Raw genomic sequence first — 25,037 nt, forward strand, 5'->3', positions numbered from 1 at the left:
GGGCCCGCCGCAGCACGAGGGACAACACCCGTACCGGACGGACAACACCTGATCCGCCCGCAACGGGCTGTCGCGCACGACAGTGGAGGGGACGTCGGCAGCGGAGGAGGACAGGCGTGACCGAGCGCATCGAGCGCTGGTCCCGGGGGCTCGCGTCCCTGGCCCTGCTCGTGGGTCTGGTCGTCGGTGTGCCGGCGGCCCTGCTCGTGCTGGGCGGCGACCCTCTGCCGCACACCTGGGACCCGGCCGGCCTCTGGTCCGTCCTGCTGCAGCCCGACGACGGCACGGTGCTCGCCCGCCTCCTGACGCTCGTCGGCTGGGCGGCCTGGGTCGTCTTCACGGTCAGCCTGCTCGTCGAGCTGGTCAACCAGCTGCGGCGCCGGTCCTCGGCGGTCGTCCTCCCGGGCCTCGGCGGGGTGCAGCAGTGGGCGGCCGGCCTGATGCTCGCCGTGGTGGCCCTGGGCGGTGCGGCCCAGCTGACCTCCGTGCCGGCCGCGAGCACCGCCGTCGCCCGCCTGGTTCCGGGGGCCGACGCTCCGCGCGCGCAGCCGGCCCCGGAGCAGGAGGGCGCGGCGCCGTCGCCGTCGTCCGTCCGTGCCGAGGCTGCCGACGCCGAAGCGCTCGCTCGCGACGCGGCGGACCGGCCGGGGGCCGGGACGGACCGTGCACCGGCACCCCTGCCCGCACCCAGCGGGACCCGCGAGCGGGTCCACGTCGTCGAGACCGGGGACGACCTGTGGTCGCTGGCCGAGCGCTACTACGGCCGGGGCCAGGAGTGGCGACGGATCGCGACGGCGAACCCCGACCTGCTCACCGGGGGACCGGACCGTCTGCGGGTGGGCTGGCGCCTCGTCGTGCCGGAGGTGCGGACGGCGCAGGACGCCCGTGAGTCGGACGAGGTCCGGTCGGTCCGGGTCCGGAGCGGGGACACGCTGTCGTCCATCGCGGAGCGTGCGCTCGGTGACGCCGACCGCTGGGACGAGCTCTACCGTGCCAACCGCGACCAGCTCAGCGACCCCGACGCGCTCCCGGTCGGCCTCTCCCTGCGGCTGCCCGGCCGGGCGTCCGAGCCGAAGAGCGCGGAGGGGGAGGACGTACGCCGGGCCGCGGGCCCGGAGACGGCCGAGGTCGCACCGCCAGCGCCGACACCCGTCCCGTCGCCCTCCTCCGAGCCGGAGCCACCGGCACCTGAACCACCGGCACCTGCCTCGACCTCGGCACCCACCACCGCTCCGGGACCGACCACGGCACCCGTACCGACGACGGCCGCGACGGCCGAGCAGCCCGCTGGTCGCGCTGCCGCCCAGCCGGACGCGGAGGTGCCCTCCGACGAGGCCGACGGCGCCGGTGCGGACGACCAGGAGCGGAGCCTCGTCCCCGGCCTGGCCACCGTCGGCGGGCTGCTCGCGGCCGCGCTAGTGGGAGGTCTGGCCTCGCGCCGACGCTGGCAGCTGCAGCGCCGCCCGCTGGGGCGCCGCATCGCGCACCCGCCGGCCACGACCCGTCCGGTCGAGGTCGCGCTCGCCCGCCGCGCCCGGCCCATCGGCCTGCGCACGCTCGACCGAGCCAGCCGGGCGGTGGCGGCCGCGTGCGCCGAAGCCGGCGTGCCCGTCCCGCCCTTGCGCTCGGCGTCGGTGTCGGAGGAGTGGCTGGTGCTCGCCATGGGCGGACCGACCCCACCGGCCCCGCGCTGCTTCGTCGACACGGGCGGTACGTGGACCCTGTCGTCGCAGGACGTCGACGGGCTCCGGTCGGTGCCCGGCATCGGTGCCGCGGCCCGGCCCTGGCCGCTGCTGGTGACTCTCGGGCAGGACGACGAGGGGGCCGAGCGGGTCGTCGACCTGGAGTCCCTCGGGCTGCTGGCCGTCACGGGCGAGCACGACCGCGGCACGGCGGTCCTGGCCGCCATGGCCCTCGAGCTGGCCTGCTCCCCGTGGACCGACGAGCTGCGGCTGACGCTCGTCGGCGACGAGCGTCTCAGCCCGGCGCTCGCGCAGCACAACGTGTCGACGACGGACGACGTGGAGGCGCTGCTCGCGCGGCTCGAGCAGACGGACCGGGCCCGCCGGTCGTACGGCCGGGCGAGGGACGCGCGCGACCTGCGCCTCGATCCGGACCTCGGCGAGGCGTGGACGCCCGAGGTGGTCCTCGTCGACGTCCCCGTCACGCGCGCCCAGTCCGACCGCCTCACGGACCTCCTCGCGGGTGGGCCCGGCACCGGGCTGACGGTCGTGGTCCGCGGTGTGGTCGAGCACGCCCCGGCGATCTTCGCCCTCGACGGCGGGGGCCGGGCCACGCTCCTGCCCGAGGGCGTGCGGATGGTTCCGCAGACGCTGCCGGCGGCCGGGCTCGACCCGGTGGTCGAGCTGGTCGCGGCGACCGGCAGCGCGGAGACCGACCCGGCCCCGTGGTGGTCCGCGGCCGGGCCGCCGGAGCCGCCGCCCGACAACGTGACCTACCTGGGGCGGCGACGGAAGACGGACGAGGCGGACGAGCAGGAGAGGAGGGCAGCGGTGGAGGCACGGATCAGCGAGGCGGCAGCCGGCACGGCCCGCCACCCGCTGCTGCAGCTCATCGGTCCTGTCGAGCTCCTCGGTGCGGCCGGGACGCCACCCACCCGCGCGGCGAAGCAGTGCCTCGAGTACTGCGCCTGGCTGCTCGAGAACCCGGGCGCCACGGCTCAGGTGATGGCTGCCGGCCTGCTCGTCGCCGAGGGGACCCGCCGGTCCAACATGAGCCGGCTGCGGACCTGGCTCGGCAGCGACGCGGACGGCCAGCCCTACCTGCCGGACGCCTACAGCGGACGGATCCGTCTCGACCCGGTCATCACCTCGGACTGGCACCAGCTCGGGCTGCTGCTCGGCGACGGGGTCGACCGTGCGCCGACGTCGGTCCTCGAGCTCGGGCTCCGGCTGGTCCGGGGCGCTCCGCTCGCCGACGCGGCACCGGTCCAGTGGCACTGGGCGGAGGAGCTGCGCACCGACATCGTGTCCTGCGTGCGCGACATGGGCGTCGAGCTGGCCCGGCGGTGCCTGGACGACCGGGACCTCGACCTGGCGCGGTGGGCGGCGGCCCGGGCGCTGGTCGCGGCCCCCGGCGACGAGCTGCTGCTCGCGACGCGGATCCGGACCGAGCACCTGGCTGGCAACGCGGCCGAGACCGAGCGGCTCTGCCTGCAGCTCGCCCGACAGGCCCGGACCCTCGGCGTCGACCTCGAGCCGGAGACGGTCGACCTCATCCAGGAGGTGATGGAGGGCCGGGTCCGGGCCCGCCTCGCCTGAGACGAGTGTGCCGCCGGGATCGGCGGCGCACCCGGTGCGTCAGGAGGCGAGCGGGGCGAACCGCCGCAGCCGCAGGCTGTTGCCCACGACGAACAGCGAGCTGAAGGCCATGGCCGCGCCGGCGAGGACCGGGTTCGCGAACCCCAGCGCGGCGAGCGGCAGAGCGGCGACGTTGTAGGCGAAGGCCCAGAAGAGGTTGCCGCGGATGGTGCGCAGGGTCGCGCGGGCGAGGCGTACGGCGTCGGCGGCCTGGAGCAGGTCGCCGCGGACGAGCGTCAGGTCCGCGGCTTCGATCGCCGCGTCCGTTCCGGTGCCCATCGCGATGCCGAGGTCGGCCTGGGCGAGGGCGGCGGCGTCGTTCACGCCGTCGCCGACCATCGCCACCCGGCGGCCCTCGGCCTGCAGGCGGCGTACGGCGTCGACCTTGCCCTCCGGCCGCACGTCGGCCACGACCTCGTCGATCCCGACCTCGTTGGCCACGGTCGCCGCGGTCCGGGCGGTGTCGCCGGTCAGCAGCACCGGGCGCAGCCCCAGTGCGACGAGCCGGCGGACGGCCTCGGCGGAGGAGGGCCTCACCGTGTCGGCCACGGCGACCAGGCCGCGGGCCTGCCCGGACCAACCGACGAGCACGACGGTGCGGCCCTGCTCCTGCTCGGTCGTGAAGGCGGCCGCCAGACCGGCGTCGACGGTCAGGCCCTCGGCGGAGAGCAGGTCCGCCCGGCCGACGACGACCGTCCCGACGCCCACGACCTCGGCGACGACACCCTGCCCGGCCGGCTCGCGGAGGGCGGTGACGTCCGGCAGAGGTCCGGCGTCCCGGGCGTGCGCGGCGACGGCCTGGGCCACCGGGTGCGACGAACCCGCCTCGGCAGCCCCGGCGTACCGGACCAGCTCGCCCTCGTCGACGCCCGCGGCGGGCACCACGGAGACGACGGTCATCCGGCCCTCGGTGACGGTGCCGGTCTTGTCGAGCAGGACGACGTCGACGTCGCGGGTCGCCTCCAGGACCTCCGGGCCCTTGATGACGATGCCGAGCTGGGCGCCGCGGCCCGTGCCGACGAGCAGCGCGGTCGGCGTGGCCAGCCCGAGGGCGCAGGGGCAGGCGATGATCAGCACCGCGACCGCGGCGGTCACGGCGAACGAGGCCCCGGCCCCCACGAGGAGCCAGACGCCGAGCGTGACCAGGGCGAGCACGAGGACGACGGGGACGAAGATCCCGGAGACACGGTCGGCCAGCCGCTGGACCGCGGCCTTGCCGCTCTGCGCCTCGGTGACCATCGCGGCCAGCCGGGCGAGCTGGGTGTCCGCACCGACGGCGGTCGCCTCGACGACCAGGCGTCCGGATGTGTTCACGCAGCCGCCGACGACCGCGTCGGACGGGCCGACCTCGACCGGCACCGACTCGCCGGTGACGCTGGAGGCGTCGACGGCGCTGTGGCCCTCGAGGACCGTTCCGTCGACGGGGAAGGTGGCGCCCGGCGCCACGACGACCCGGTCGCCGACGACGAGCGAGGCGGCGGGGACCGTCACCTCACGGCCGTCGCGCAGCACCCGGGCCTCCCGGGCGCCGAGGGCCAGCAGCGCCCGCAGCGCCGCCCCGGAACGCCGCCGCGCTCGCGCCTCGAGCCAGCGCCCGACGAGCAGGAAGAGCGGGATCGCCGCGGCCGCCTCGAGGTAGGGCTCGGCCATTCCGGTGTGCCGCTCGAGCCGCAGCGCGAAGGTGTGGGTGTAGCCGAGCGCGCCGGCCGGACCGGTGAGCGCGTACGCCGACCAGCCGAGGGCGGCGAGGGTGCCGATGGAGATCAGCGTGTCCATCGTGGCCGCGCCGTGGCGGGCGTTGACCAGCGCGGAGCGGTGGAAGGGCCAGCCGGCGCCGAGCACGACGACCGCGGCCAGGACCAGCCCGACCCACTGCCAGCCGGGCACCTGCAGCGCCGGGACCATCGAGACGACGACGACCGGGAGCCCGAGGACCGCGGCGACCAGCACCCGCAGCCGCAGGCGGCGTTCGGCGGCGTCCGCGCGGCCCTCCGCCGCGTCCGGGTCCGGGTCGGGCTCCACGACGCTCGCGCCGTAGCCCGTCTGCTCGACGGTGGCGACCAGGTCGGCGATCGTCGTGCCGACGGACGCGACGACGTGGGCGCGCTCGGTGGCGAGGTTCACCGACGCTACGACCCCGGGCAGCTTGTTGAGCTTGCGCTCGATCCGCGACGCGCACGAGGCGCAGGTCATCCCCGTGACGTCGAGGTCGACGACCGCACCCGTCACGTCGGCGGGTGCTGCCGGGGTCGAGGTGCCGGCCACGGTCACCGGCTCCCGAGGGTGTAGCCGGCCTCGCTCACGGCGGCGCTGAGCACGTCGAAGTCGACCGGCTCCTCGCTGGTCACCTGGAGGCTGCCGCCGTCGAGGTGCACGGTGACCTCGCGGACCCCGGGGACGGCCAGCACCTCCTCGGTGACGGCCTGGGTGCAGTGCTCGCAGGTCATGCCGGCGACGACGTAGTCCTGGGTGGTGGTCATGGTGCTCCTTGCTCGGGGACGGTGTGCGGGAGGTTCGGGTGTTTGAAGGAGGGGCGTTCGGGGAATGCGGGCGCCGAGGGTGTTTCTCTCAGGAAGTCGGCCGCGGTCAGGACCGGACGAGCCGCGCGATGGCGTCCGCGGCCTCCTTGACCTTGGCGTCCGACTCGGACCCGCCCTGGCGGGCGGCCTCGACGACGCAGTGGCTGAGGTGGTCGTTCAGCAGACCGAGGGCGACCGACTGCAGGGCGCTCGTCATGGCGGAGACCTGAGTCAGGATGTCGATGCAGTACTTGTCGTCCTCGACCATCTTCTGCAGCCCGCGGGCCTGGCCCTCGATGCGTCGGAGGCGTCGGAGGTGGTCCTCCTTGCTCCCGCTGTAGCCCGGGGGCGGGTGCTCGGTGTCCATGCCTTCTCCTTCCTTGATACCCCCCGAGGGTATACCGGAGGGCCAAGGGCCAGGACATGACGTTTTCTCAGGAATGGTCGTGCTAGCGGTGGAAAACGTGTGGGTCAAATCGAGCTCGTAGCGGTCCGGTGCAACGGTGTCAAGGTCAGGAACAGGCCATGTCCGGATCGGCAGAGGTCCTCAGAAGAAGTTTTCCTCCACTGCCGCCGGAGGGCGTATCCCCTGGTCAGACCCATAAAGTGGTACCCGTACCAACCCCGTCCCCAACGTTGTCCCCAAGCTGTGCACACGCCCTGTGCGTGTCCTGCACAGGGCCGTCCGCGTTGTCCACAGGACCTGTGGAGAGTCGTCTGGCCCTCACAGCCAGAGGCGCGTACGTTCACCTGATCCCCCGCGTCGGCGGGTCGACCCCGAGGTGGTCGAGACGGTGTCGGGGCCGGTCTGGCGGAAGTGTCAGTGGCGGCTCCTACCTTCGTCCTCGAACCTGTCCTGGTCGCCCGTCGGCGGAGCCGCGCGTGGACGCCGGTGGGGGTGCCTGCCCCGGCGTGCGGGGCATGACGAACGAAGGAGCGTGGTCGGTGAGCCTGGCCGAGGTGATGCCGCCGTACGAGAGCTCGTCCCGCGGTCCGGACCGCACCCCTCCCCAGGACATGGACGCCGAGCAGAGCGTCCTCGGGGCGATGCTGTCGAGCAAGGACGCCATCGCCGACGTGGTCGAGGTGCTGCGGGGCACCGACTTCTACCGCCCGGCCCACGAGCTGGTCTACGACGCGATCCTCGACCTCTACGGCCGCGGCGACCCCGCCGACGCCGTCACCGTCTCCGACGAGCTGACCAAGCGCGGCCAGCTCACCCGGGTCGGCGGCTCCGGCTACCTCGTCGACCTCATCGGCTCGGTCACCGTGGTGGCCAACGCGAGCTGGTACGCGACCATCGTCCGGGAGAAGGCCGTGCTGCGGCGCCTCGTCGACGCCTCGGTGCGGATCAACCAGATGGGCTACGCCGGCGAGGGCGACGTCGACATGATCGTCGACCGCGCGCAGGCCGAGGTGTACGCGGTCACCGACCGCCGGGCGGCGGAGGACTACAAGTCCCTGGCCGAGCTGATGCAGCCGACGATGGACGAGATGGAGGCCATCGAGAACCGCGGCGCGGGCCTGGCCGGGATCTCGACGGGCTTCGCCGACCTCGACGAGCTGACCAACGGCCTGCACCCCGGCCAGCTGGTGATCGTCGCGGCCCGACCCGGCTGCGGCAAGTCGACCCTGGCCCTGGACCTGGCGCGGTCCGCGTCGATCAAGCAGGGCCTGACCTCGGCCATCTTCAGCCTGGAGATGAGCCAAATCGAGATCACCATGCGGCTCCTGTCGGCCGAGGCGAGCGTCCCGCTCGGCCACATCCGCGGCGGTCGGATGAACGACGAGGACTGGCAGCGCGTCGCGCAGAAGATGGGTCAGGTCGAGTCGGCCCCGCTCTTCATCGACGACTCCCCGAACCTCACGATGATGGAGATCCGGGCCAAGGCCCGGCGGCTCAAGCAGCGCCACGACCTCCGCCTCATCTGCATCGACTACATCCAGCTGATGACGTCGGGCAAGAAGGTCGAGTCGCGCCAGCTGGAGGTCTCCGAGTTCTCCCGCCAGCTCAAGCTGCTGGCCAAGGAGCTCCAGGTCCCCGTCGTCGCGCTGTCCCAGCTCAACCGTGGTCCCGAGCAGCGCACGGACAAGAAGCCGATGCTCTCCGACCTGCGTGAGTCCGGCTCGCTGGAGCAGGACGCCGACATGGTCATGCTGCTCTCGCGCCCGGACCTCTACGACAAGGAGTCCGAGCGGGCGGGCGAGGCCGACTTCGACGTGGCCAAGCACCGCAACGGCCCGACCCGCACGCTCACCGTGGCCTTCCAGGGCCACTACTCGCGCTTCGTCGACATGGCGCGCTGACCGCTCCCGGCCAAGCCGGTACCGCCGGTGGCGCCGAAGGGGGTGCGGGAGCCGGGTCCGGCACCCGCACCGTCGACCTCCCGGGAGCCCGCATGCGCTGGTCCAGGCGCCGCTTCCTCGCCGCGGCGGGGGCGTACGCCGCCCTGACCGGCTGCTCGGCCGGAGGCGCCCGTCCGGGCGGTGCGGCCGGGCGGGAGGATGAGGCGGTGCCGACCTACCACTACGGGGACCACCCCGCCCAGTTCGCCGAGCTCAGCCTGCCCAGCGGGACCAGCGTCGTCCCCGTCGTCGTGATCGTCCACGGCGGCTTCTGGCGCGACGCGTACGGCGCCGAGCTGGGCCGCCCGCTGGCCCGCGACCTCGTGAACCGCGGCTACGCCGCGCTGAACGTGGAGTACCGCCGGGTCGGCCCCAACGCCCAGGCGGGCGGCGGCGGCTGGCCGACCACCTGCCTCGACGTCGCCGCGGCCGTCGACGCGCTGGCCGAGGCGGGCCAGCGGCTCGCCGGCGGCCGGCTGGACCTGTCCCGCGTCGTCGCGCTCGGCCACTCGGCCGGCGGCCACCTCGCGGGCTGGCTGGCCAGTCGTGCGCGCCAGGAGGCCGGTGCCCCCGGCGCGGACCCGCAGGTCACCCTCAGCGGCGCGGTGATCCAGGCGGGCGTCGTCGACCTCGTCGGCGGCTACGAGGCCGACCTCGGGGGCGGGGCCGTGCGCGACTTCATGGGCGGCTCCCCGCACCACCTGGGCGACGCGTACGGGCAGGCCTCGCCCCTCGCGCGGGTGCCGCTCGGCGTCCCCACGGTCTGCGTGCACGGCCGCGAGGACGACGTGGTGCCGATCGGGCAGTCGGAGACGTTCGTCGCCGCGGCCCGCGAGGCGGGGGACACCAGCGAGCTGCAGGCCTTCGACGGCGACCACTCCGACGTCATCGACACCAGCCACGAGGGCTGGCAGCTCTGCGTCGAGGCGCTCGAACGGCTCCTCTGAGGCTGGGGGCCGCCGGTCGCGAGGCCGGCGGCCCACCCCTGGTCGCCCGGGCTCCCGTCACCAGGAGTGCGCCTCCGGGGAGGCGCCCGGCCCGATCCGGCGACCGTTGTTGATGTTGAAGATGGTGTCGAGCCGCTCCAGCACGGCCGGCTCCAGGACGAGCGACGCGGCCCGGTCGAGGCCGTCGAGCTGCTCGACGGTCCGGACGCCGACGATGGCGCTGTCCACGGCCGGGTGCTGCAGGACCCACGCCGTCGCCACGACCCCGTCGGGCTCGCCGAGCTCGCGGCAGAGCGCGGAGAAGTCCCGGAACTGGGAGTTCTCGGGTCCGATCGTGATGCCGTACTCCTCCTCGAAGTGCATGGTGCCGAGGCAGATCTTGCTGACCGTCATCGTGGAACGGCCGAGGTTCGTGTACTCCATGAGGCCCGAGCATCGCACCCCGCACGGACCCGGGGCGGTGGCGGCCGGTCGGGGCGCTCGGGAGCCCGGACCTCAGGCGTCCGCCGGGCGCCCGTCCTCGGGGTCGTCCCACCAGAGCACCGTCAGGCCCGGCTCTCGGCTGACGTCTGCGCGCGCGATGCGCTCGGGGTCGGCGACGAGCAGCAGCTCGCGGACCCGCCCGCCGTCGGCCGTGAGGTCGACGTCGAAGACGAAGACGACCTTGATCTCGCCGAGGTGGCGCCACACCGCGCCGGGCAGGCCGTCGACCAGCGCCGGGGCGATCGCCCGGGCCCGTCCCTCGTACGCCCTCGCCACGGCCTCCGCACCGCGGAGCTCGCGTTCCGAGCCCATGGCGGCCGCAGCCGCGTCGGACCGGACCACGGCGTCGGGGTCGAGCACGGCCAGCAGGTCCGCGAACCGGCCCTCCCGCGACGCCGCGAGGAACGCGTCCACGACCTCGCGCCGCCGGCTGCGGCTGACGGCGACGGTCGCGTCGGGGGTGCCGCCCTGGACCCGGCGCCGGGCCCGGCTGGCGAGCTGCCGGGCGGCCGTGGGGGACCGGTCCACCACCGGCCCGATCTCGTCGAACGGCAACGCGAACACGTCGTGCAGCACGAAGGCGAGCCGTTCCGCCGGGGCCAGCGCGTCCAGCACGACCAGCAGGGCCGTCCCGACCGCGTCGGCCGCCTCGGCGTACGCCTCCGGCCCGACCTCGGCCGCGCTCACCGGCCGCACCGCGTCGTCGCCCAGGAGCTCGGGCCGCGCCCGACGGGCCCGCAGCACGTCCAGGCAGATGCGGCTGGTCACGGTCGTGAGCCAGCCCCCGAGGTTCGTGATCTCGTCCGCGCCACCCGGGCTGCCGGTCCCACCTGCGCGCTGGAGCCGCAGCCAGGCCTCCTGGACGGCGTCCTCCGCGTCGCCGCGCGACCCCAGCAGCCGCTGCGCCACGGCAGTCAGCCGCGGGCGCGCCGCCTCGAACTCCCGCGCCAGCCCCTCGTCGAGCCCGTCCGTCGTCATCGTCCCCGCCCCGTCACGTCCCGGTCGCCGCCACCGTCACCCTCTCTGACGCCGCCACCCGGGCGGACGTGACCCGAGAGGAACCCCGATGACCCCGACCCCGACGAACCCGACCCCGACGAACCCGACCCCGACGACCGGGTCCACCCCCGCCGCTCCGAGCCTCGTCGTCTTCGGCGTCGGCGACCTGGACGCCGCCCGGACGCTCTACACCGCGGTGCTGGGCACCGCGCCGTACGTCGACTCGCCCTTCTACGTCGGCTACCGGGTCGGTGGGGTCGAGGTCGGGCTCGACCCGCACGCCGCCGGCCCGGGCACGGGCGGCCCGATCACCTACTGGGCCACGGACGACGTGCCCGCCCGGGTCGAGGAGCTCGTGGCCGTGGGTGCGGTCGTCCGGCGCCCGCCGGGTGACGTCGGGGGCGGGACGGTCGTCGCCGTGCTCGCCGACGCGGACGGCAACCTGCTCGGCCTGCGCGGGGCCTGAGGGCAGGCCCCGCGGCGGCGGACGGCGTACGGGTGGTTCAGCCCTGGGGCAGGACCATCGACTTGATCGCCTCGGGCTCGCGGCGACCGGCGGTCAGCGCGGCCTCGGTCTCCTCGAGCCCGAAGCGGTGGGTGATCAGCCGGTTCACGTCGACCGCGCCCGAGGCGATGAGCTCCAGCGCCAGCGGGTAGGTGCGGGCGTAGCGGAACGTCCCGGTCACGGTGAGCTCGCGGCTCTGCACCAGCGGCACGTTGATCGGGACCTCGTCCGGCCCCATGCCGACGAGGACGGCCCGACCGGCGCGGGCCAGGGCGGCGAGCCCCGTCCGGACGGCGACGGGGGCGCCCGAGCACTCGAGCAGGACGTCGTACTCGCTGGTCAGCGGCTGGTCGGCGCGCTGCGCGTCGAGGCCGAGCTCGGCGGCGACGCCGAGGCGGAAGTCGCTGACGTCGGTCACGGTGACGTGGCGGGCGCCGAAGGCCCGGGCGACCTGGCCGGCCAGCAGGCCGATCGGGCCGGCGCCGGTGACGAGCACGCGGTCCCCGGCGGAGACACCGGCCTTGCGGCAGGCCCAGACGCCGACGGAGACCGGCTCGGCCATCGCCGCCTGCTCGGCGTCGATGCCCTCCGGCGCGGGGAAGGCGAAGTCGGCGTCGAGCGTCACGAGGCGGGCGATCGCGCCGTCGACCGGCGGGGTCGCGAAGAAGACGACGTCGGGGCACAGGTTGTAGCGCCCGGCGAGGCACTGCTCGCAGTGCCGGCAGGGCACGCCCGGCTCGAGCGCGACGAGCTGGCCGACCCGGGCGGGGTCCACGCCCTCGCCGACGGCGACCACGGTGCCGGCGGCCTCGTGGCCGATGACCATGGGCGCCTCGACGACGAACGGGCCGATCCGGCCGTGCTCGTAGTAGTGGACGTCGGAACCGCAGATGCCGACCGCGCCGACCTCGACGAGCACCTCGCGGGGCCCGGGCTCGGGCACGGGACGGTCCTCGACGACGAGGTCGCGCTCGCCGCGGAGGACGGCGCTGCGGTTGGTCCGGGTCGCTCCCGGGGCGGTGGTGCTGGGGTCAGCGGTGGTGGTCACGACGGTGCTCCTGGGTCATGGGTCCCGGCTCTGGGACGGGTGCTCCGAACGCTAGCCCGTGCCGCCGTACGCCCCTCCGGGCGACCACGGGCCGACGTCCCGCCGGCGACCGGAGGTGCCGTGACCCGCGACCTCGGTCCCGTGGCCCGGCGTGCACGTCGTCAGGCCCGACGGTGAAGGGGCCGTGGGCGACCAGCTCTCGAAGCTCCCCGTGACTCGTCCAGCGGCCGCCCACGGGCGGCCGGCCTGGAGCAGCAGGTCCCCCGGGGGACGCTCCCCCAACCGGGGTCCAGCCGCCTGCTCCTGCTCGGTGCTGACAACGTTAGGCCGCCGGTCCCGTCCGCGCGGGCGAACCGGCACATTGCCCGTGAACCAGGGGCCGGTCAGGGCGGAGGCCCCACCGGTCAGGGGGTGCTCCCGACTACCGTTGATGTTCCGACGACCCACCAGGAGAACCCCATGGGCATGCTCAAGTCCGTCCTCAGAACCGCAGTCGCCGCCAAGGTCGTGCAGGTCGTCTCGCGCGAGCTCTCGAAGCCGGAGAACCAGCGCAAGCTCAAGGAGGGCATCTCCAAGCTCGCGCAGTCGCGTCGCCGCTGAGGCTGACGCGTACGCCGCCCCGGACGTCCTGAGGGCGTCCGGGTCGCGGCACGCTCCGGTGGTGCGGTGCCGACGTCGCACGTGACGTCGGCACTGCGCCGCTAGCCGCTGGCCAGGCTCGTGACGACGCCCACGACCACCAGCAGCACGACCAGGAGCATCAGGCCGAGCAGGACGAGGCCCACGACGGTCGCCGCCTTGCTCGGCCGGCCGCCCATCACCACGACGGTGGCCCCGGTCGTGAGGTTCTGCACCTTGGCCACGTTCCACCGCCCGGTGGCGTCCGGAGGCCCCGCCACCTCCACCCAGTCCCCGTCGCGCACCGTCCCCGAGAGGGACCGTCCGCGCAGGACCACGTCGAGGGGCCGCGGGCTGCCCGGCTCGAGCAGCCTCAGCTCGAGGACCGTGAGCCCGAGCGTCGTGCTGCTGCTCTGGCGCAGCGCCTCCTGGCGCACCGACACCCCGCTCACCCGCCCGAGGCGTGCACCGGGCGCGGGCGGTCGCGGCGGCTGGTCGCCGTTCGGCACCAGGTAGCCGCCGGGCGCGTAGCCGGCCGGCTCGTACCCGCGGTCCTGCGGCCCGTCCGGCCCGCTCGGAGGTTGGCTCATGCCCGGCATTCTCGCCGTCCGGGGGTCCACCCGCAGGCCTTAGCGCGCCCCGCGGGTCACGGACCGGTCACGCGCCGCGCTCGAACCTCGACCCCGCGTCGAGGTCCCGGTCACGGGGCGGCTTCGCGGCCGCCGAGGTGGTGACGGCGGGCCGGACGTGAATTAACGTGAACCGGACGAAGGCGTCGCCCGGTTCGTGGTGCGCTGCTCAGGACGACCGGGAGGGCACACGTGCGGACCACTGCGAGGACAGCGTGGGCGGGGGCCCTCGTGGCTGCCGCCCTGCTCCTGCCGGCCTGCGGCACCGTCCCGGCGGGGGAGCCCGGAGGGGCGGTCGTGGAGCAGACCCCGGCCCCGGCTGCGGACGCGTCCACCAGCGCGACCGCCGGCCCCAGCCCCACGCCCAGCACGGCCCCCGTGACCAAGCCGGCCGCCGACAAGCCGAAGGCCGCACCGAAGCCCGCGCTCGTGCTCGCCAAGGGCGCGAAGGGCGAGAAGGTCCGCGACCTCCAGGTGCGGCTGCGGGATCTCGACTGGTACGCCGGGTCGATCACCGGCACGTACGGCAAGAGCACCGTCGCCGGCGTCAAGGGGTTCCAGGGCAAGCGGGGGCTGAAGAAGACCGGGGACGTCGACAGGGCGACCTGGTCGCAGCTGACGAAGCGCACCTCCACGCCCACGAAGGACGAGCGGCACAACGTGCTGCGCCCCGGCAAGGCGCTCTACCAGCAGGGCTCGAGCGGGGACAAGGTGCGCGAGCTGCAGGCGCGGCTGAAGCAGATCGGGTGGTTCGCGGGTTCGGTGACCGGCTCGTACGGCAGCGCCACCGCGAGCGGCGTGCGCGGGTTCCAGGACAAGCGCGGGATCCCCGAGACCGGGGAGGTCGACGCCCGGACCTGGAGCCGGCTGACGGCCATGACGCGGACGCCCACCGACGACGCCAAGCACAACCGGACGCCGAAGCCGTCCGCGAACGGGCTCGACAAGCGCTGCCTGACCGGGCGGGCGATCTGCATCAGCAAGTCGTCGAACAGCCTGACCTGGGTGGTCGACGGCAAGCCGCAGCTGAAGATGGACGTGCGGTTCGGGGCCGTCGGCACGCCGACGCGGGAGGGGACGTTCAGCGTGCTGCGCAAGGAGCGCACCTGGACATCGACGATCTACCACTCGAAGATGCCGTACTCGATGTTCTTCTCGGGCGGCCAGGCCGTGCACTACAGCTCCGACTTCGCCGCCCGCGGCTACGCCGGCGCCTCGCACGGCTGCGTGAACGTCCGCAACCTCGCCGGCATCCAGTCGCTCTTCTCCCAGGCCCGTAACGGCGACAAGGTCATCGTCTACCGCTGAGAGCGCTGAGAAGCTTCCGCCGTCCGACCACCGCCGCGGTGGTTGGACGGCGGAGGGCTCAGCCGCGGGCCGTGAAGACGACCGGGCCGTCCTCGGTGATCGCGATGGTGTGCTCGGAGTGCGCGCCGCGCGAGCCGTCGCGGCTGCGCAGGGTCCAGCCGTCGGCGTCGGTGTAGATCTTGTCGGTGCTCTCGCAGAACCAGGGCTCGATGGCGATGACGAGGCCCGGCTTCAGCACGAGCCCGCGGCCGCGACGGCCGTCGTTGGCGATGTGCGGGTCGCCGTGCATCGTCCGGCCAACCCCGTGGCCGCCGAAGTCGGTGTTGATCTTGTAGCCGGCGTGGTGGGCGACCTGGGCGATGGCGAAGGAGATGTCCCCGACGCGGGCGCCGGCCTGGGCGGCCTCGATCCCGGCGGCGAGCGCCTCCTGGGTCGTCTCGATCAGCCGGCGGTCCTCGGGCCGCTCGGTCCCGACCACGACGCTCACGGCCGAGTCGGCGACCCAGCCGTCGACCGAGGCGGCGAAGTCGACGCTCAGCAGATCGCCGTCGGCGAGCGTGTAGTCGTGCGGCAGCCCGTGCAGGACGGCGTCGTTCACCGAGGTGCAGAGCACCTTGCCGAACGGGCTCGCCCCGAAGGAGGGGTGGTAGTCGATGTAGCAGGACTCGGCACCGCGCTCGTCGATCATGCGGTGGGCCAGGGCGTCGAGCTCGAGCAGGTTCACCCCGACGTCCGCCCGCTCGACGAGGGCGGTCAGCACGTCGGCAACGAACCGGCCGGCGGGCCTCATCTGCTCGATCTCGGCGGGGGTGCGGTACTCGATCACGCCCGTGATTGTGCCCCAGCGGCCAAGCCGACGGCGGTCGGTCAGGCCCAGACGGCCGCGTGCAGGCCGTGCGGGAGGAGTTCCGGGGGGTCGGGGAGGCTGACCGCGGTGCCGGCGGCGAGCCGTCGGGCCGTCCAGGCGGCGGCCGCCGCGTCGACGACGTCGTCGGGTCCCGCGGAGCCCGTGGCGCCCGTCAGGGCGTCGAGCCGGATGCCGGCCGCGTCGAGCAGGGCGACCCGTTCGCGCTGGCCCGCCCACGTCTTCTTGGGGTGCCGGGCCGGGTGCCCCGCCATGGTGGTGAAGCTCAGCTCCGGGTGCACCTCCCGCACCCGGTCCTCGCCGTCGCGCACCAGCCGGTCGACCTCGCGGACCTTCCCGCGCAGCCCCCAAGCCTGGATCGAGAAGCCCGCGTCGCTCGCCGCGCGGCTGAGCAGCACGCCGGCCGCGTGGTCCGTGGCCTCCAGCGCCGCCCGCACCGGGGTCGCGAAGAGCGACGCCCTCCGCGGTCCCAGGGCGGCCCGGACGAGGGTGTCGGCCGCCCGCCAGCCGGAGTCCGCGAGCCCGACCGGGATGTCCACGCCCACACGGACCACGGGGCCGTCCTGCTCGGCCAGCCGGACGAGCGTGCGCAGGTCGGCCGCGACGTACGCCCGCGGGCCGTCGGGGTCCGGCGCGACGCCGACCCAGCCCTCACGGCAGCCGTCGACGCCGAGCACCCGCCCGGTCTCCGTCGTCGCCGCCGTCACGGGGACGGTCTACCACCGGACGGAATGGTCGCGGCGGCCGAGCGGTTGCACCAGACGTGAGCATCCGTCGGCTTTCCGTCCTCGACCTGATCCCCGTCCGTGACGGGCAGAGCACCGGCCAGGCCCTGGCCGCCAGCGTCGCGCTGGCTCAGCGCGCCGAGGCGGCCGGCTTCCACCGCTACTGGGTCGCCGAGCACCACAACATGCCGTCCGTCGCGTCGACGAACCCGCCCGTGATCATCGGCATCCTCGCCGGGGCGACGAAGGAGATCCGCGTCGGTTCCGGCGGCATCATGCTGCCGAACCACGCTCCGCTCGTCGTGGCCGAGCAGTTCGCGCTGCTCGAGGCCGCGTACCCGGGCCGGATCGACCTCGGCATCGGCCGCGCCCCCGGCAGCGACCCGGTCACCAACTGGGCCCTCCGCCACGGCGGCCCCCAGACCGGCGACGCGGACCGCTTCCCCGAGCACGTGGACAACCTCGTCGCGATGATGGAGCCGGCGGGCGTCGGCCTCAACCTCCAGGGCCGCTCGTACGCCCTCCGCGCCACCCCGCAGGCGATCGGCCGCCCCACCCCGTGGCTCCTCGGCTCGTCCGACTACTCCGCGCGCCTGGCCGCCGAGAAGGGCCTGCCGTACGTCTTCGCGCACCACTTCTCCGGCGACAGCACCGCGGCGGTCCTCGACCTCTACCGGTCCTCGTTCCGGGCCTCCGACGTGAGCCCGGCCCCGCAGACCTTCCTCACCGTGAACGTCGTCGTCGCCCCCACGCAGGAGGAGGCCGAGCGGCTCGCCCGGCCGTACGTGCTCGCCATGGTCGCCCTGCGCACCGGCGGCGAGCTCGGCCCGCAGCTGAGCGTCGAGGACGCCGCCGAGGTCCGGATGCCCGAGGCCCACGCCGCGATCGCCGCGCAGATGAGCGAGCGGTGGGTCGTCGGCACCCCCGAGACCGCCGCCCGTCAGCTCGAGGAGCTGGCCGAGCACTTTGGCGTCGACGAGGTCATGGTGCACCCGGTCGCGGGGGCCCTGGCCAGCGACCCGGTCGACCGCAACCCGGGCCGCGAGGCGACGCTCGAGCTGCTCGCCGCGCAGGTGTTCGCCGCCGCCTGAACCGCGGTCCTCAGCCTGTCGTCGCTGCCCTGACCCTCGTCACCGCTCCCTGAGCCTGACGGAGGGTCAGGGCAGCGTCACGTCCACGACGATCGGCGCATGGTCGGACGGACCGGTGCCCTTGCGGGCCTCGCGGTCGACGTACGCGTCCTGCACGGTGACCGACGGGCTGAGCAGGACGTAGTCGATCCGCATGCCCAGGTCCTTGTGGAACATCCCGGCCCGGTAGTCCCAGTAGGTGAAGGGCCGGTCGTTCTTGCCGGGCCGGGCGGTGACGTCGACGAGGCCCCAGTCGATCAGCGACTCGAGCGCCGCGCGCTCGGGCGGCGTGACGTGCGTGCTGCCGTCGAACTTCTTGATGTCCCACACGTCGGCGTCGGTGCGCGCGACGTTGAAGTCGCCCATGATCACCAGCGGCTGCGCCGGGTCCTGGTCGTCCAGCGTGCGTCGCAGCTCCGCGAACCAGTCCAGCTTGTACGCGTAGTGCGGGTCGTCCACGGAACGTCCGTTGGGCACGTAGACGCTCACCGTGCGCAGGCCGCCGCAGTCGGCGACGGCGTAGCGGGGCTCGGTCATGCCGGGCAGCTGACGGCTGACGGGCTCGAGCCCGACCCGCGACAGCACGGCGACGCCGTTCCAGCGGCCGTCGCCGACGTGCATCACCTGGTAGCCGAGCGCCTCGACCTCGGCGGTCGGGAAGCCGGCCTCGTTGGTCTTCGTCTCCTGCAGCGCCACCACGTCGGGTTCACGGGTCTGCAGCCAGTCGAGCAGGCGCGGGAGCCGCGCGCCGACGGAGTTCACGTTCCAGGTGGCGATCCGCACCGGCCCATCCTGCCCCGGCCGTGGTGCCGGCCCGGACCGGTGGTCAGCGGACGGTGACGCGGACCGAGTGGTAGCCGCTCGCGCCGTTCGGCGCGGGTGCGGCCTCGGCGGGGTCCTGCAGCGTTCCGTCGGCGTCCGTGGCCCGGACGGTGAGCTCATGGTCGCCGGCCGGGGCGTCCCAGGCGTAGCGCCACTGGCGCCAGGTGTCCGGACCGGTGGTCTCGGCCAGCTCGGCCCGGTTCCAGTCGCCGCCGTCGATCTTCACCTCGACGCCGCCGATCCCGGTGTGCTGGGCCCAGGCGACCCCCGCGACCGCGACGGTCCCGACGGGCGCCTCGCCCCCGGGGACGTCGATGCGCGAGGCGAGCTTGATCGGGCCGCGGGCCGACCAGCCGAGCGGGGTCCAGTAGCCCTCGTCCTCGGCGAACGTCGTCACCTTGAGCTCGACGACCCACTTGGTCGCCGAGACGTAGCCGTACAGCCCGGGCACGACCATCCGCACGGGGAAGCCGTGCTCCAGCGGCAGCGGCTCGCCGTTCATGCCGACGGCCAGCAGGCTCTGCCGGTCCGGGTCGGTCAGCGCGTCGAGCGGCGTGCCGGCGGTGAAGCCGTCCTCGCTGCGCGACAGGACCATGTCCGCGCCGGCCAGCGGCTTGGCGCGGGCGAGCAGCTCGCGGATCGGGTAGCCGAGCCAGGTCGCGTTGCCGACGAGGTTGCCGCCGACCTCGTTCGAGACGCAGGTCAGCGTGGCGACGTGCTCGACCAGCGGCAGGCCCAGGAGCTCCTCGAAGGTCAGCGACACCTCCTGCTCGACCATGCCGACGACCCGGACGGACCACTTCGCGGGGTCGATCACCGGCACCTGCAGGGCGGTGTCGATCCGGTAGAAGTCCTCGTTCGGCGTCAGGTAGGGCGACAGGTCCGCGATGGCCAGGTCCGCCCCGGCGGGCACGGCGGGGGCCGGCGTCGCGGGCGTCGGCAGGCGGATGCCCGAGCGGGCGGCGCTGACCCGGTTGGCGGCACCGACCAGCACCCGGCCACCGACGACGGCCGCGGCGGCGAGCACGCCGAAGACGGAGGTCGCGACCAGGAAGCCCCGGCGGGCCGGGTCGGCGGGCCCGTCCGGGCGGAGGGCCGCGCGGGCCGGCTGCCAGCGACGCAGGCGGGTGATCAGGCTGCTGAGCAGCATGAAGGCCAGCAGCAGGCCGACGACCGTGGGGACGTACGCCGCCACGTCGCTGCCCGACCCGATCGCCACGGCGACGAGGCCGACGACCGCGACGAGCGCGAACACGGCGGCCCCCGCGCCCTTGCGGCGAAGCTCCGCGATCCCACCGAAGGCGGCGAGGGCGATGACGCCGAGCGCGACGATCGCCAGCAGGATCGGCTTGTCGGCGGTGCCGAGGTAGTCCTTGCCGAAGTTCACCATCCCGGCCGGCAGCAGGTCGATGATCACGGAACCGACGGCGGCGAGCGGCGAGCCCGCGGGGGCGGCCAGCCAGGCGGCGAGGTCGGAGATCCCGATGCCCGCCGCTCCGGCGACCAGGCCGCAGACGGCGGCCCATCTGGTCTGGGTTCGGGACGGCACGGGACGCAGCACGCTCCCACTATCCGTCGCGCGCGAAACGTTGACCAGAAGACCGGGGAAGTGACCCCCGGAGGGAGCCCGCCAGGGCTAGCGTGACGGCCATGCGGCTGCGGTGCTCGTCCCTGCAGGCCTGCGGCCGGGACTCCCTCGCCGAGGCGCTGACCCGTCCCGTCCTGCTCTGCCGGGTCGCCTGGCCGGTGCTCACCTTCACCCCCGTCGACCCGCCCGTGCTGGCGGACCGGTGGGCGTACCGGCCCTACCGGTTCGTGCTGCGGGTCGGGGGACGGATCGGGCTAGGCGAGCACACGATCGAGCCCCGACCGCCGCATGGGGGCGACGAGGTGTGGCACGACGCCGGCCACAGCGACCTCGTCACCGTGTGGGACCACCGCATCGAGCTCGCGGACTTCTACGGCATGACCCGCTACACCGACGTGGTCGAGGTGCGGGCGGGGGCGCTGACGCCCGTGGCCTGGGCCTTCGCGCAGGTCTTCTACCGCCACCGGCAGCGTCGGCTGAACCGCCTCGTCGCCCGCGGCACCCTCGTGCGTCGCGAGCCCGCCCGCGGCTGAGGCTGTGGACGACCCCGTCGCACCACACGTCGGACCACACGTCGGACCACACCGGTCCGCGCTCCTGGGGGCATGAGGCTGCACGACGAGGTCCGGTCTCCGGGCGGCCCTCCGGGGCATCGAGCGCCACGGGTCGAGCACGTCGGCCCGCGGCTACTCCGCGGCCGCCGCGAACTGCGCCTCGTACAGGCGCCAGTAGGCGCCGCGGCGCTCCAGGAGCTCGGTGTGGCTGCCCTGCTCGACGATCGCGCCGGCCTCCATCACCAGGATCACGTCGGCGTCGCGAATGGTCGAGAGCCGGTGGGCGATGACGAAGCTCGTCCGCGCCGACCGCAGCGCGGCCATCGCCTTCTGCACGAGCACCTCGGTCCGGGTGTCGACCGAGCTCGTCGCCTCGTCGAGGATGAGCAGCGTCGGGTCGGCCAGGAACGCCCGCGCGATGGTGATGAGCTGGCGCTCGCCGGCGCTGACGTTGCTGCCCTCCTCGTCGATCACCGTGTCGTAGCCGTCCGGCAGCGAACGCACGAAGCGGTCCACGTACGTCGCCTCGGCCGCCGCGAGGATGTCGGCCTCGCTCGCGTCCGGCCGGCCGTACGCGATGTTCTCGTGGATCGTCCCGTGGAAGAGCCAGGTGTCCTGCAGCACCATCCCGACGGCGGACCGCAGCAGCGCCCGCGGGATCGTCGTGACGTCCACGCCGTCGAGCAGGATCCGTCCGGACTGCGGGTCGTAGAAGCGCATCAGCAGGTTGACCAGGGTGGTCTTGCCCGCGCCGGTGGGCCCGACGATCGCGACGGTCTGGCCGGGCTCGGCGGTGATCGTCAGGTCCTCGATCAGCGGCTGCTCCGGGGTGTACGAGAAGGACACGTGCTCGAACTCCACCCGGCCGCGCACCGGCGGCAGCGTGACGACGCCCTCGACGGTCTGCTCCTCGGCGTCCAGCACCTCGAACACCCGCTCCGCCGACGCGACGCCCGACTGCAGCAGGTTGGCCATCGACGCGACCTGGGTCAGCGGCTGGGTGAACTGCCGGCTGTACTGGATGAACGCCTGCACGTCGCCGAGCGTCATGGTCCCGCTGGCCACGCGCAGCCCGCCGACCACGGCGATGACGACGTAGTTCAGGTTCCCGATGAAGAACATCGTCGGCATGATCAGCCCGGACACGAACTGGGCGCCGAAGCTCGCGCGGTAGACGGCGTCGTTCTTGTCCGCGAAGACCTGCTCGACCTCGCGCTGCCGGCCGAACACCTTCACCAGGGACTGGCCGGTGAAGGCCTCCTCGATGTGGGAGTTCAGCTCACCGGTGGACTTCCACTGCGCCACGAAGAGCTTCTGCGCCCGCTTGCCGATCACCGTGGTCACGCCGATCGCGACAGGGATGGTGACCAGCGCGATCACCGCCAGCACGGGGGAGATCACGAACATCATGATCGTCACCCCGACCACGGTCAGCAGCGACGTCAGCAGCTGGCTGAGCGTCTGCTGGAGCGACTGCGCCACGTTGTCGATGTCGTTGGTGACGCGGCTCAGCAGCTCGCCGCGGGTCTGCCTGTCGAAGTAGGAGAGCGGCAGGCGGTGGACCTTCGCCTCGACCCCGTCGCGGAGCCGCCGGACCGACCGCTGCACGGCTCCGTTGAGCAGGTAGCCCTGCAGCAGCAGCACCAGCGAGCTCACGACGTAGAGCCCCAGCGCGAGGAGCAGCGTGGTCCCGAGCCGGTAGAAGTCGAGCCCGCCGGCGCCGGTGATGCCCGCGACGATGATGTCCGTCGCCTGGCCGAGGATGCGCGGGCCCATCACGCTCAGGCCGATGCCGACCACGGTCAGCAGGACGGCGCCGAGCAGCACCCAGCGCTCCGGCTGCAGCTCGCCGAGCAGGCGGCGCAGGGAGGGGAGGAAGTTCAGCGACTTCTCCGCCACCCGGGCCCCGCCGAAGGGACCCCCGCTGCGGCCGGCCTGGGCCGCGTACGCGGGACGCTCGGGGGCCTTGGCGCCGGGTGCGGCCGGGGTGGGTTCCGGGGACGCGGCGGGGGACGGCGTGCTGGTCGTGCTCATGCGAGGACCTCCTCGGCGCTCAGCTGGGAGTCGACGATCTCCACGTACGTCGGGCAGCCCGCGAGCAGCGACTCGTGGGTGCCCTGCCCGACCACGCGGCCGTCCTCGAGGACGACGATCAGGTCTGCCTCGCGGATCGTGGCCACCCGCTGGCCGACGATGATCACGCAGGCGCCCTCGGTCTCGCGGGCGAGCGCCGCCCGCAGCCGGGCGTCGGTCGCCACGTCGAGGGCGGAGAAGGCGTCGTCGAAGACGTAGACCTCGGGGCGCTTGACCAGCGCGCGGGCAATGGCGAGCCGCTGCCGCTGGCCGCCGGAGACGTTCGACCCGCCCTGGGCGATGGGGGCCTCGAGCTGCTCGGGCATCGCGCGGACGAAGTCCTCCGCCTGCGCGGTGCGGAGCGCGGCCCACAGCTCCTCGTCGGTGGCGTCGGGACGCCCGTAGCGGAGGTTGCTGGCCACGGTCCCGCTGAAGAGGAACGCCCGTTGGGGGACCAGGCCGATCCGGCCCCAGAGCGCCTCCGGCTCGAGCTCGCGGACGTCCACGCCGTCCACCTCGGTCACCCCGGCGGTCGCGTCGAACAGCCGGGGCACGAGCGAGACGAGCGTCGTCTTGCCCGACCCCGTGGAGCCGATGATCGCGGTGGTCTGCCCGGCCTCCGCGGTGAAGCTGACGTCGGAGAGCACCGGGGAGTCGGCGCCCGGGTAGGTGAAGCCGACGTGGTCGAAGCGCACCCGGGAGACCTCGGGGGTCTCGGTGACGCCCGCCTCCGGCGCCACGACGGACGAGTCGGTCCGCAGGACCTCCTCGATGCGCTCGGCGCAGACGGCGGCGCGCGGCGCGATCAGCAGCAGGAAGGTCGCCATCATCACCGACATGAGGATCTGCACGAGGTAGGTGAGGAAGGCGGTCAGGGCGCCGATCTGCATCTCCCCGGCGTCGATCCGGCGGGCGCCGAACCACAGCACGGCCACGCTCGAGACGTTCAGCACGAGCATGACGATCGGGAACAGCGCGGCCTGGTAGCGGCCGACGGACGTCTGGGTCGCCGTGAGCTCGGCGTTCGCCCGGCCGAAGCGCTCGGCCTCGAAGGGTTCGCGGACGAAGGCCCGGACGACGCGGATGCCGGTGATCTGCTCGCGCAGCACCCGGTTCACGGTGTCGATCCGCGTCTGCACGACGCGGAAGAGCGGCCGCATCTTCCAGATCAGGGCGCCGATCGAGAGCACCAGCACGGGGACGGCCACGATGATCAGCCAGGACAGCACCACGTCCTCGCGCAGGGCCATGATCACGCCGCCGATCATGGTGATCGGCGCCGCGACGAAGACCGTCGAGGAGAGCAGCGCGAGCAGCTGCACCTGCTGCACGTCGTTGGTGGTGCGGGTGATCAGGGTCGGTGCGCCGAAGTGGTTCAGCTCGCGGGCCGAGAAGGACAGCACCCGCTCGAAGACGGCCCCGCGGACGTCCCGCCCGAAGCCCATCGCCGCCCGCGCGCCGAGGTAGGTCGCGACGGCCGCGCACACGATCTGCACCAGGCTCACGGCGAGCATGATCTTGCCGGTGCTCCAGATGAACGCGGTGTCGCCGGTCAGCACGCCCCGGTCGATGATCGAGGCGTTGAGGCTCGGGAGGTAGAGCGAGGCGAGCGTCCCGACGAGCTGCAGGACGAGCACGCCGAGCAGCAGTCGTCCGTACGGCCGCAGGAACCGTTCGCGGAGCAGCGAGATCAGCACGTTCGTCCCTCGGTGTGTGGTGTGTCGCGGGCGACCCCGTGCAGGACGAGGTCGACGATGCGGTCGGGTCGGGCGAGCCGCTCGTCCCCGAGCAACGGGTGGGTCAGGGCGAAGACGGTCCCGCGCAGCACGGTCACCGCCTCGCCCGGGGAGACGCGGAGGAGGTCCGCGTCCGGGCCGATCAGGTCGAGCAGCACGAGCTCCAGCTGCTCGTGGTCGTGGCGCTGGCGGGCGTGCAGCGAGTCGTGCGCGGGCGGGTCCTCGCCGTCGCTCCGCGCCCAGCCCGGACGCAGCCGCAGCGCGTGGAACAGGGCGAAGACCCGGCGGGTCCGGTCCTGGAGCACGGTGACGGCGGCCAGCAGGCGTTCCGGCAGGGGCAGCGACCGGTCGATGGCGGCGATCGCGGTCCGCGCGCGGGCCTCGTCGAACACCTCGTCGACGACGGCGTCGATCAGCTCGTCCTTCGTGGCGAACGCCCGGAAGATCGTGCCCTCGGCGACGCCGGCGGCCTCGGCGATCTGCCGGGTGCTGACGTCGCGGCCGTAGCGCTCCAGCAGCGGCTCCGTCGCGGCGACCAGCGCGGCACGCCGGTCCTCGAGGGGCAGGGGGGTCGCGCGGGGCACGACCGAGAGCATATGAGTGAGTGCTCACTCACGCAAGGGAGAAGCCGAGCGGGATCAGCCCCGGCGCTGGGGCACCGCGACCGTGCCGTGCCCGAGCTCACCGACGTGGTCGCCGGTCGGCGTGGCGGTCCAGCCGACCTCGGGCGACGTCGGGGAGGACGACGATCAGCATCGACTCCGGTCCCGCCGCGGGGCGTGCGCTTCTCGGCCGAAGGTCGTGGTCGGCCCCGCCCGGGGG

Annotated in this window: 22 protein-coding genes; 8 read left to right on the forward strand and 14 right to left on the reverse strand. The window is 74.1% G+C overall.

All coding sequences use genetic code 11. The features are described from left to right. The first annotated feature begins 116 nt into the window (after window positions 1-116). Window positions 117-3,281 carry a LysM peptidoglycan-binding domain-containing protein gene (locus ABD665_RS11290; RefSeq protein WP_204910573.1) on the forward strand — a complete coding sequence of 1,055 codons (3,165 nt, stop codon included), beginning with the start codon at window positions 117-119 and terminating at the stop codon, window positions 3,279-3,281. Between the two features lie 39 nt (window positions 3,282-3,320). On the opposite strand, the gene ABD665_RS11295 is transcribed toward ABD665_RS11290, so the two are convergent. From ABD665_RS11295 to ABD665_RS11305, 3 genes are all read right to left on the reverse strand, one after another. Further along, window positions 3,321-5,585: a heavy metal translocating P-type ATPase gene (locus ABD665_RS11295; RefSeq protein WP_425562159.1), complete on the reverse strand. Its 2,265-nt coding sequence runs from the start codon at window positions 5,583-5,585 to the stop codon at window positions 3,321-3,323. 2 nt (window positions 5,586-5,587) lie between these two features. Next, entirely contained in the window at window positions 5,588-5,800 is a 213-nt protein-coding gene (locus ABD665_RS11300) for a cation transporter (RefSeq protein ID WP_204910572.1), read from the reverse strand. Window positions 5,801-5,906: 106 nt separating this feature from the next. Continuing rightward, a complete protein-coding gene (locus ABD665_RS11305) occupies window positions 5,907-6,206 on the reverse strand; it encodes a metal-sensing transcriptional repressor (protein ID WP_204910571.1) in 300 nt (99 codons plus the stop codon). A gap of 596 nt (window positions 6,207-6,802) precedes the next feature. Between ABD665_RS11305 and dnaB the strand changes: the two genes are divergently transcribed. Beyond that, the gene (gene dnaB, locus ABD665_RS11310; RefSeq protein WP_204913709.1) at window positions 6,803-8,146 is read left to right on the forward strand and encodes a replicative DNA helicase; all 1,344 of its coding nucleotides are present in this window, start codon (window positions 6,803-6,805) and stop codon (window positions 8,144-8,146) included. 92 nt (window positions 8,147-8,238) lie between these two features. After that, window positions 8,239-9,132, forward strand: a complete 894-nt coding sequence (locus tag ABD665_RS11315; protein ID WP_204910570.1) for a prolyl oligopeptidase family serine peptidase — start codon at window positions 8,239-8,241, stop codon at window positions 9,130-9,132. A gap of 57 nt (window positions 9,133-9,189) precedes the next feature. On the opposite strand, the gene ABD665_RS11320 is transcribed toward ABD665_RS11315, so the two are convergent. Then, window positions 9,190-9,555: an aldo/keto reductase gene (locus tag ABD665_RS11320; protein WP_204910569.1), complete on the reverse strand. Its 366-nt coding sequence runs from the start codon at window positions 9,553-9,555 to the stop codon at window positions 9,190-9,192. Window positions 9,556-9,627: 72 nt separating this feature from the next. Continuing rightward, complete coding sequence (locus tag ABD665_RS11325; RefSeq protein ID WP_204910568.1) at window positions 9,628-10,593, reverse strand: sigma-70 family RNA polymerase sigma factor; 966 nt, start codon at window positions 10,591-10,593, stop codon at window positions 9,628-9,630. Window positions 10,594-10,681: 88 nt separating this feature from the next. On the opposite strand from ABD665_RS11325, the gene ABD665_RS11330 reads away from it, so the two are divergent. Continuing rightward, complete coding sequence (locus tag ABD665_RS11330; RefSeq protein WP_204910567.1) at window positions 10,682-11,080, forward strand: VOC family protein; 399 nt, start codon at window positions 10,682-10,684, stop codon at window positions 11,078-11,080. Between the two features lie 37 nt (window positions 11,081-11,117). Here ABD665_RS11330 and ABD665_RS11335 read toward each other — a convergent pair whose 3' ends face one another. Then, window positions 11,118-12,167 carry an alcohol dehydrogenase catalytic domain-containing protein gene (locus tag ABD665_RS11335; protein WP_204910566.1) on the reverse strand — a complete coding sequence of 350 codons (1,050 nt, stop codon included), beginning with the start codon at window positions 12,165-12,167 and terminating at the stop codon, window positions 11,118-11,120. A 459-nt stretch (window positions 12,168-12,626) separates the two neighbouring features. On the opposite strand from ABD665_RS11335, the gene ABD665_RS11340 reads away from it, so the two are divergent. Then, window positions 12,627-12,767, forward strand: a complete 141-nt coding sequence (locus ABD665_RS11340; RefSeq protein WP_204910565.1) for a hypothetical protein — start codon at window positions 12,627-12,629, stop codon at window positions 12,765-12,767. Window positions 12,768-12,868: 101 nt separating this feature from the next. Here ABD665_RS11340 and ABD665_RS11345 read toward each other — a convergent pair whose 3' ends face one another. Then, window positions 12,869-13,375 carry a hypothetical protein gene (locus ABD665_RS11345; protein WP_204910564.1) on the reverse strand — a complete coding sequence of 169 codons (507 nt, stop codon included), beginning with the start codon at window positions 13,373-13,375 and terminating at the stop codon, window positions 12,869-12,871. Between the two features lie 270 nt (window positions 13,376-13,645). Between ABD665_RS11345 and ABD665_RS11350 the strand changes: the two genes are divergently transcribed. Then, entirely contained in the window at window positions 13,646-14,722 is a 1,077-nt protein-coding gene (locus ABD665_RS11350) for a peptidoglycan-binding protein (protein WP_204910563.1), read from the forward strand. A 58-nt stretch (window positions 14,723-14,780) separates the two neighbouring features. Here the strand turns inward: ABD665_RS11350 and map are convergent, their stop codons facing one another. Together map and ABD665_RS11360 are read right to left on the reverse strand one after the other, a co-directional pair. Beyond that, the gene (map, locus tag ABD665_RS11355; protein WP_204910562.1) at window positions 14,781-15,548 is read right to left on the reverse strand and encodes a type I methionyl aminopeptidase; all 768 of its coding nucleotides are present in this window, start codon (window positions 15,546-15,548) and stop codon (window positions 14,781-14,783) included. A 41-nt stretch (window positions 15,549-15,589) separates the two neighbouring features. Further along, window positions 15,590-16,294, reverse strand: a complete 705-nt coding sequence (locus ABD665_RS11360) for a DUF429 domain-containing protein (protein ID WP_204910561.1) — start codon at window positions 16,292-16,294, stop codon at window positions 15,590-15,592. A 56-nt stretch (window positions 16,295-16,350) separates the two neighbouring features. Here ABD665_RS11360 and ABD665_RS11365 point away from each other — a divergent pair, with 56 nt between their 5' ends. Next, window positions 16,351-17,403 (forward strand): LLM class flavin-dependent oxidoreductase, encoded by a 1,053-nt coding sequence (locus ABD665_RS11365; RefSeq protein WP_344742367.1) that lies wholly within the window; start codon window positions 16,351-16,353, stop codon window positions 17,401-17,403. A 66-nt stretch (window positions 17,404-17,469) separates the two neighbouring features. On the opposite strand, the gene ABD665_RS11370 is transcribed toward ABD665_RS11365, so the two are convergent. After that, window positions 17,470-18,225 (reverse strand): exodeoxyribonuclease III, encoded by a 756-nt coding sequence (locus tag ABD665_RS11370; protein ID WP_204910560.1) that lies wholly within the window; start codon window positions 18,223-18,225, stop codon window positions 17,470-17,472. A gap of 43 nt (window positions 18,226-18,268) precedes the next feature. Further along, window positions 18,269-19,825 carry a molybdopterin-dependent oxidoreductase gene (locus ABD665_RS11375; RefSeq protein ID WP_204910559.1) on the reverse strand — a complete coding sequence of 519 codons (1,557 nt, stop codon included), beginning with the start codon at window positions 19,823-19,825 and terminating at the stop codon, window positions 18,269-18,271. An 89-nt stretch (window positions 19,826-19,914) separates the two neighbouring features. On the opposite strand from ABD665_RS11375, the gene ABD665_RS11380 reads away from it, so the two are divergent. Further along, on the forward strand, window positions 19,915-20,385 hold the full coding sequence (locus ABD665_RS11380) for a hypothetical protein (protein WP_204910558.1): 471 nt from the start codon (window positions 19,915-19,917) through the stop codon (window positions 20,383-20,385). A gap of 153 nt (window positions 20,386-20,538) precedes the next feature. Here ABD665_RS11380 and ABD665_RS11385 read toward each other — a convergent pair whose 3' ends face one another. From ABD665_RS11385 to ABD665_RS11395, 3 genes are read right to left on the reverse strand one after another with little or no spacing between them, the layout of a single operon-like run. Beyond that, on the reverse strand, window positions 20,539-22,440 hold the full coding sequence (locus tag ABD665_RS11385; protein ID WP_204910557.1) for an ABC transporter transmembrane domain-containing protein: 1,902 nt from the start codon (window positions 22,438-22,440) through the stop codon (window positions 20,539-20,541). Continuing rightward, window positions 22,437-24,176, reverse strand: a complete 1,740-nt coding sequence (locus ABD665_RS11390; protein ID WP_204910556.1) for an ABC transporter transmembrane domain-containing protein — start codon at window positions 24,174-24,176, stop codon at window positions 22,437-22,439. Before ABD665_RS11390 ends, ABD665_RS11385 begins: the two co-directional genes overlap by 4 nt. Next, on the reverse strand, window positions 24,170-24,799 hold the full coding sequence (locus tag ABD665_RS11395; RefSeq protein WP_204910555.1) for a TetR family transcriptional regulator: 630 nt from the start codon (window positions 24,797-24,799) through the stop codon (window positions 24,170-24,172). The genes ABD665_RS11390 and ABD665_RS11395 overlap by 7 nt, the downstream gene beginning before the upstream one ends. Window positions 24,800-25,037: the final 238 nt, after the last annotated feature.

This window comes from Microlunatus spumicola, from assembly GCF_039536445.1.
GTDB classification, from domain to species: Bacteria; Actinomycetota; Actinomycetes; order Propionibacteriales; family Propionibacteriaceae; genus Microlunatus; species Microlunatus spumicola.

Bases quoted from the DNA above. Each gene is read 5' to 3' on its own strand.
- ABD665_RS11300 (WP_204910572.1), bottom strand. From the start codon at position 5,800: ATGACCACCACCCAGGACTACGTCGTCGCCGGCATGACCTGCGAGCAC.
- ABD665_RS11305 (WP_204910571.1), bottom strand. From the start codon at position 6,206: ATGGACACCGAGCACCCGCCCCCGGGCTACAGCGGGAGCAAGGAGGAC.
- dnaB (WP_204913709.1), top strand. From the start codon at position 6,803: ATGCCGCCGTACGAGAGCTCGTCCCGCGGTCCGGACCGCACCCCTCCC.
- ABD665_RS11315 (WP_204910570.1), top strand. From the start codon at position 8,239: ATGCGCTGGTCCAGGCGCCGCTTCCTCGCCGCGGCGGGGGCGTACGCC.
- ABD665_RS11320 (WP_204910569.1), bottom strand. From the start codon at position 9,555: ATGGAGTACACGAACCTCGGCCGTTCCACGATGACGGTCAGCAAGATC.
- ABD665_RS11325 (WP_204910568.1), bottom strand. From the start codon at position 10,593: ATGACGACGGACGGGCTCGACGAGGGGCTGGCGCGGGAGTTCGAGGCG.
- ABD665_RS11330 (WP_204910567.1), top strand. From the start codon at position 10,682: ATGACCCCGACCCCGACGAACCCGACCCCGACGAACCCGACCCCGACG.
- ABD665_RS11340 (WP_204910565.1), top strand. From the start codon at position 12,627: ATGGGCATGCTCAAGTCCGTCCTCAGAACCGCAGTCGCCGCCAAGGTC.
- ABD665_RS11345 (WP_204910564.1), bottom strand. From the start codon at position 13,375: ATGAGCCAACCTCCGAGCGGGCCGGACGGGCCGCAGGACCGCGGGTAC.
- ABD665_RS11380 (WP_204910558.1), top strand. From the start codon at position 19,915: ATGCGGCTGCGGTGCTCGTCCCTGCAGGCCTGCGGCCGGGACTCCCTC.
- ABD665_RS11385 (WP_204910557.1), bottom strand. From the start codon at position 22,440: ATGAGCACGACCAGCACGCCGTCCCCCGCCGCGTCCCCGGAACCCACC.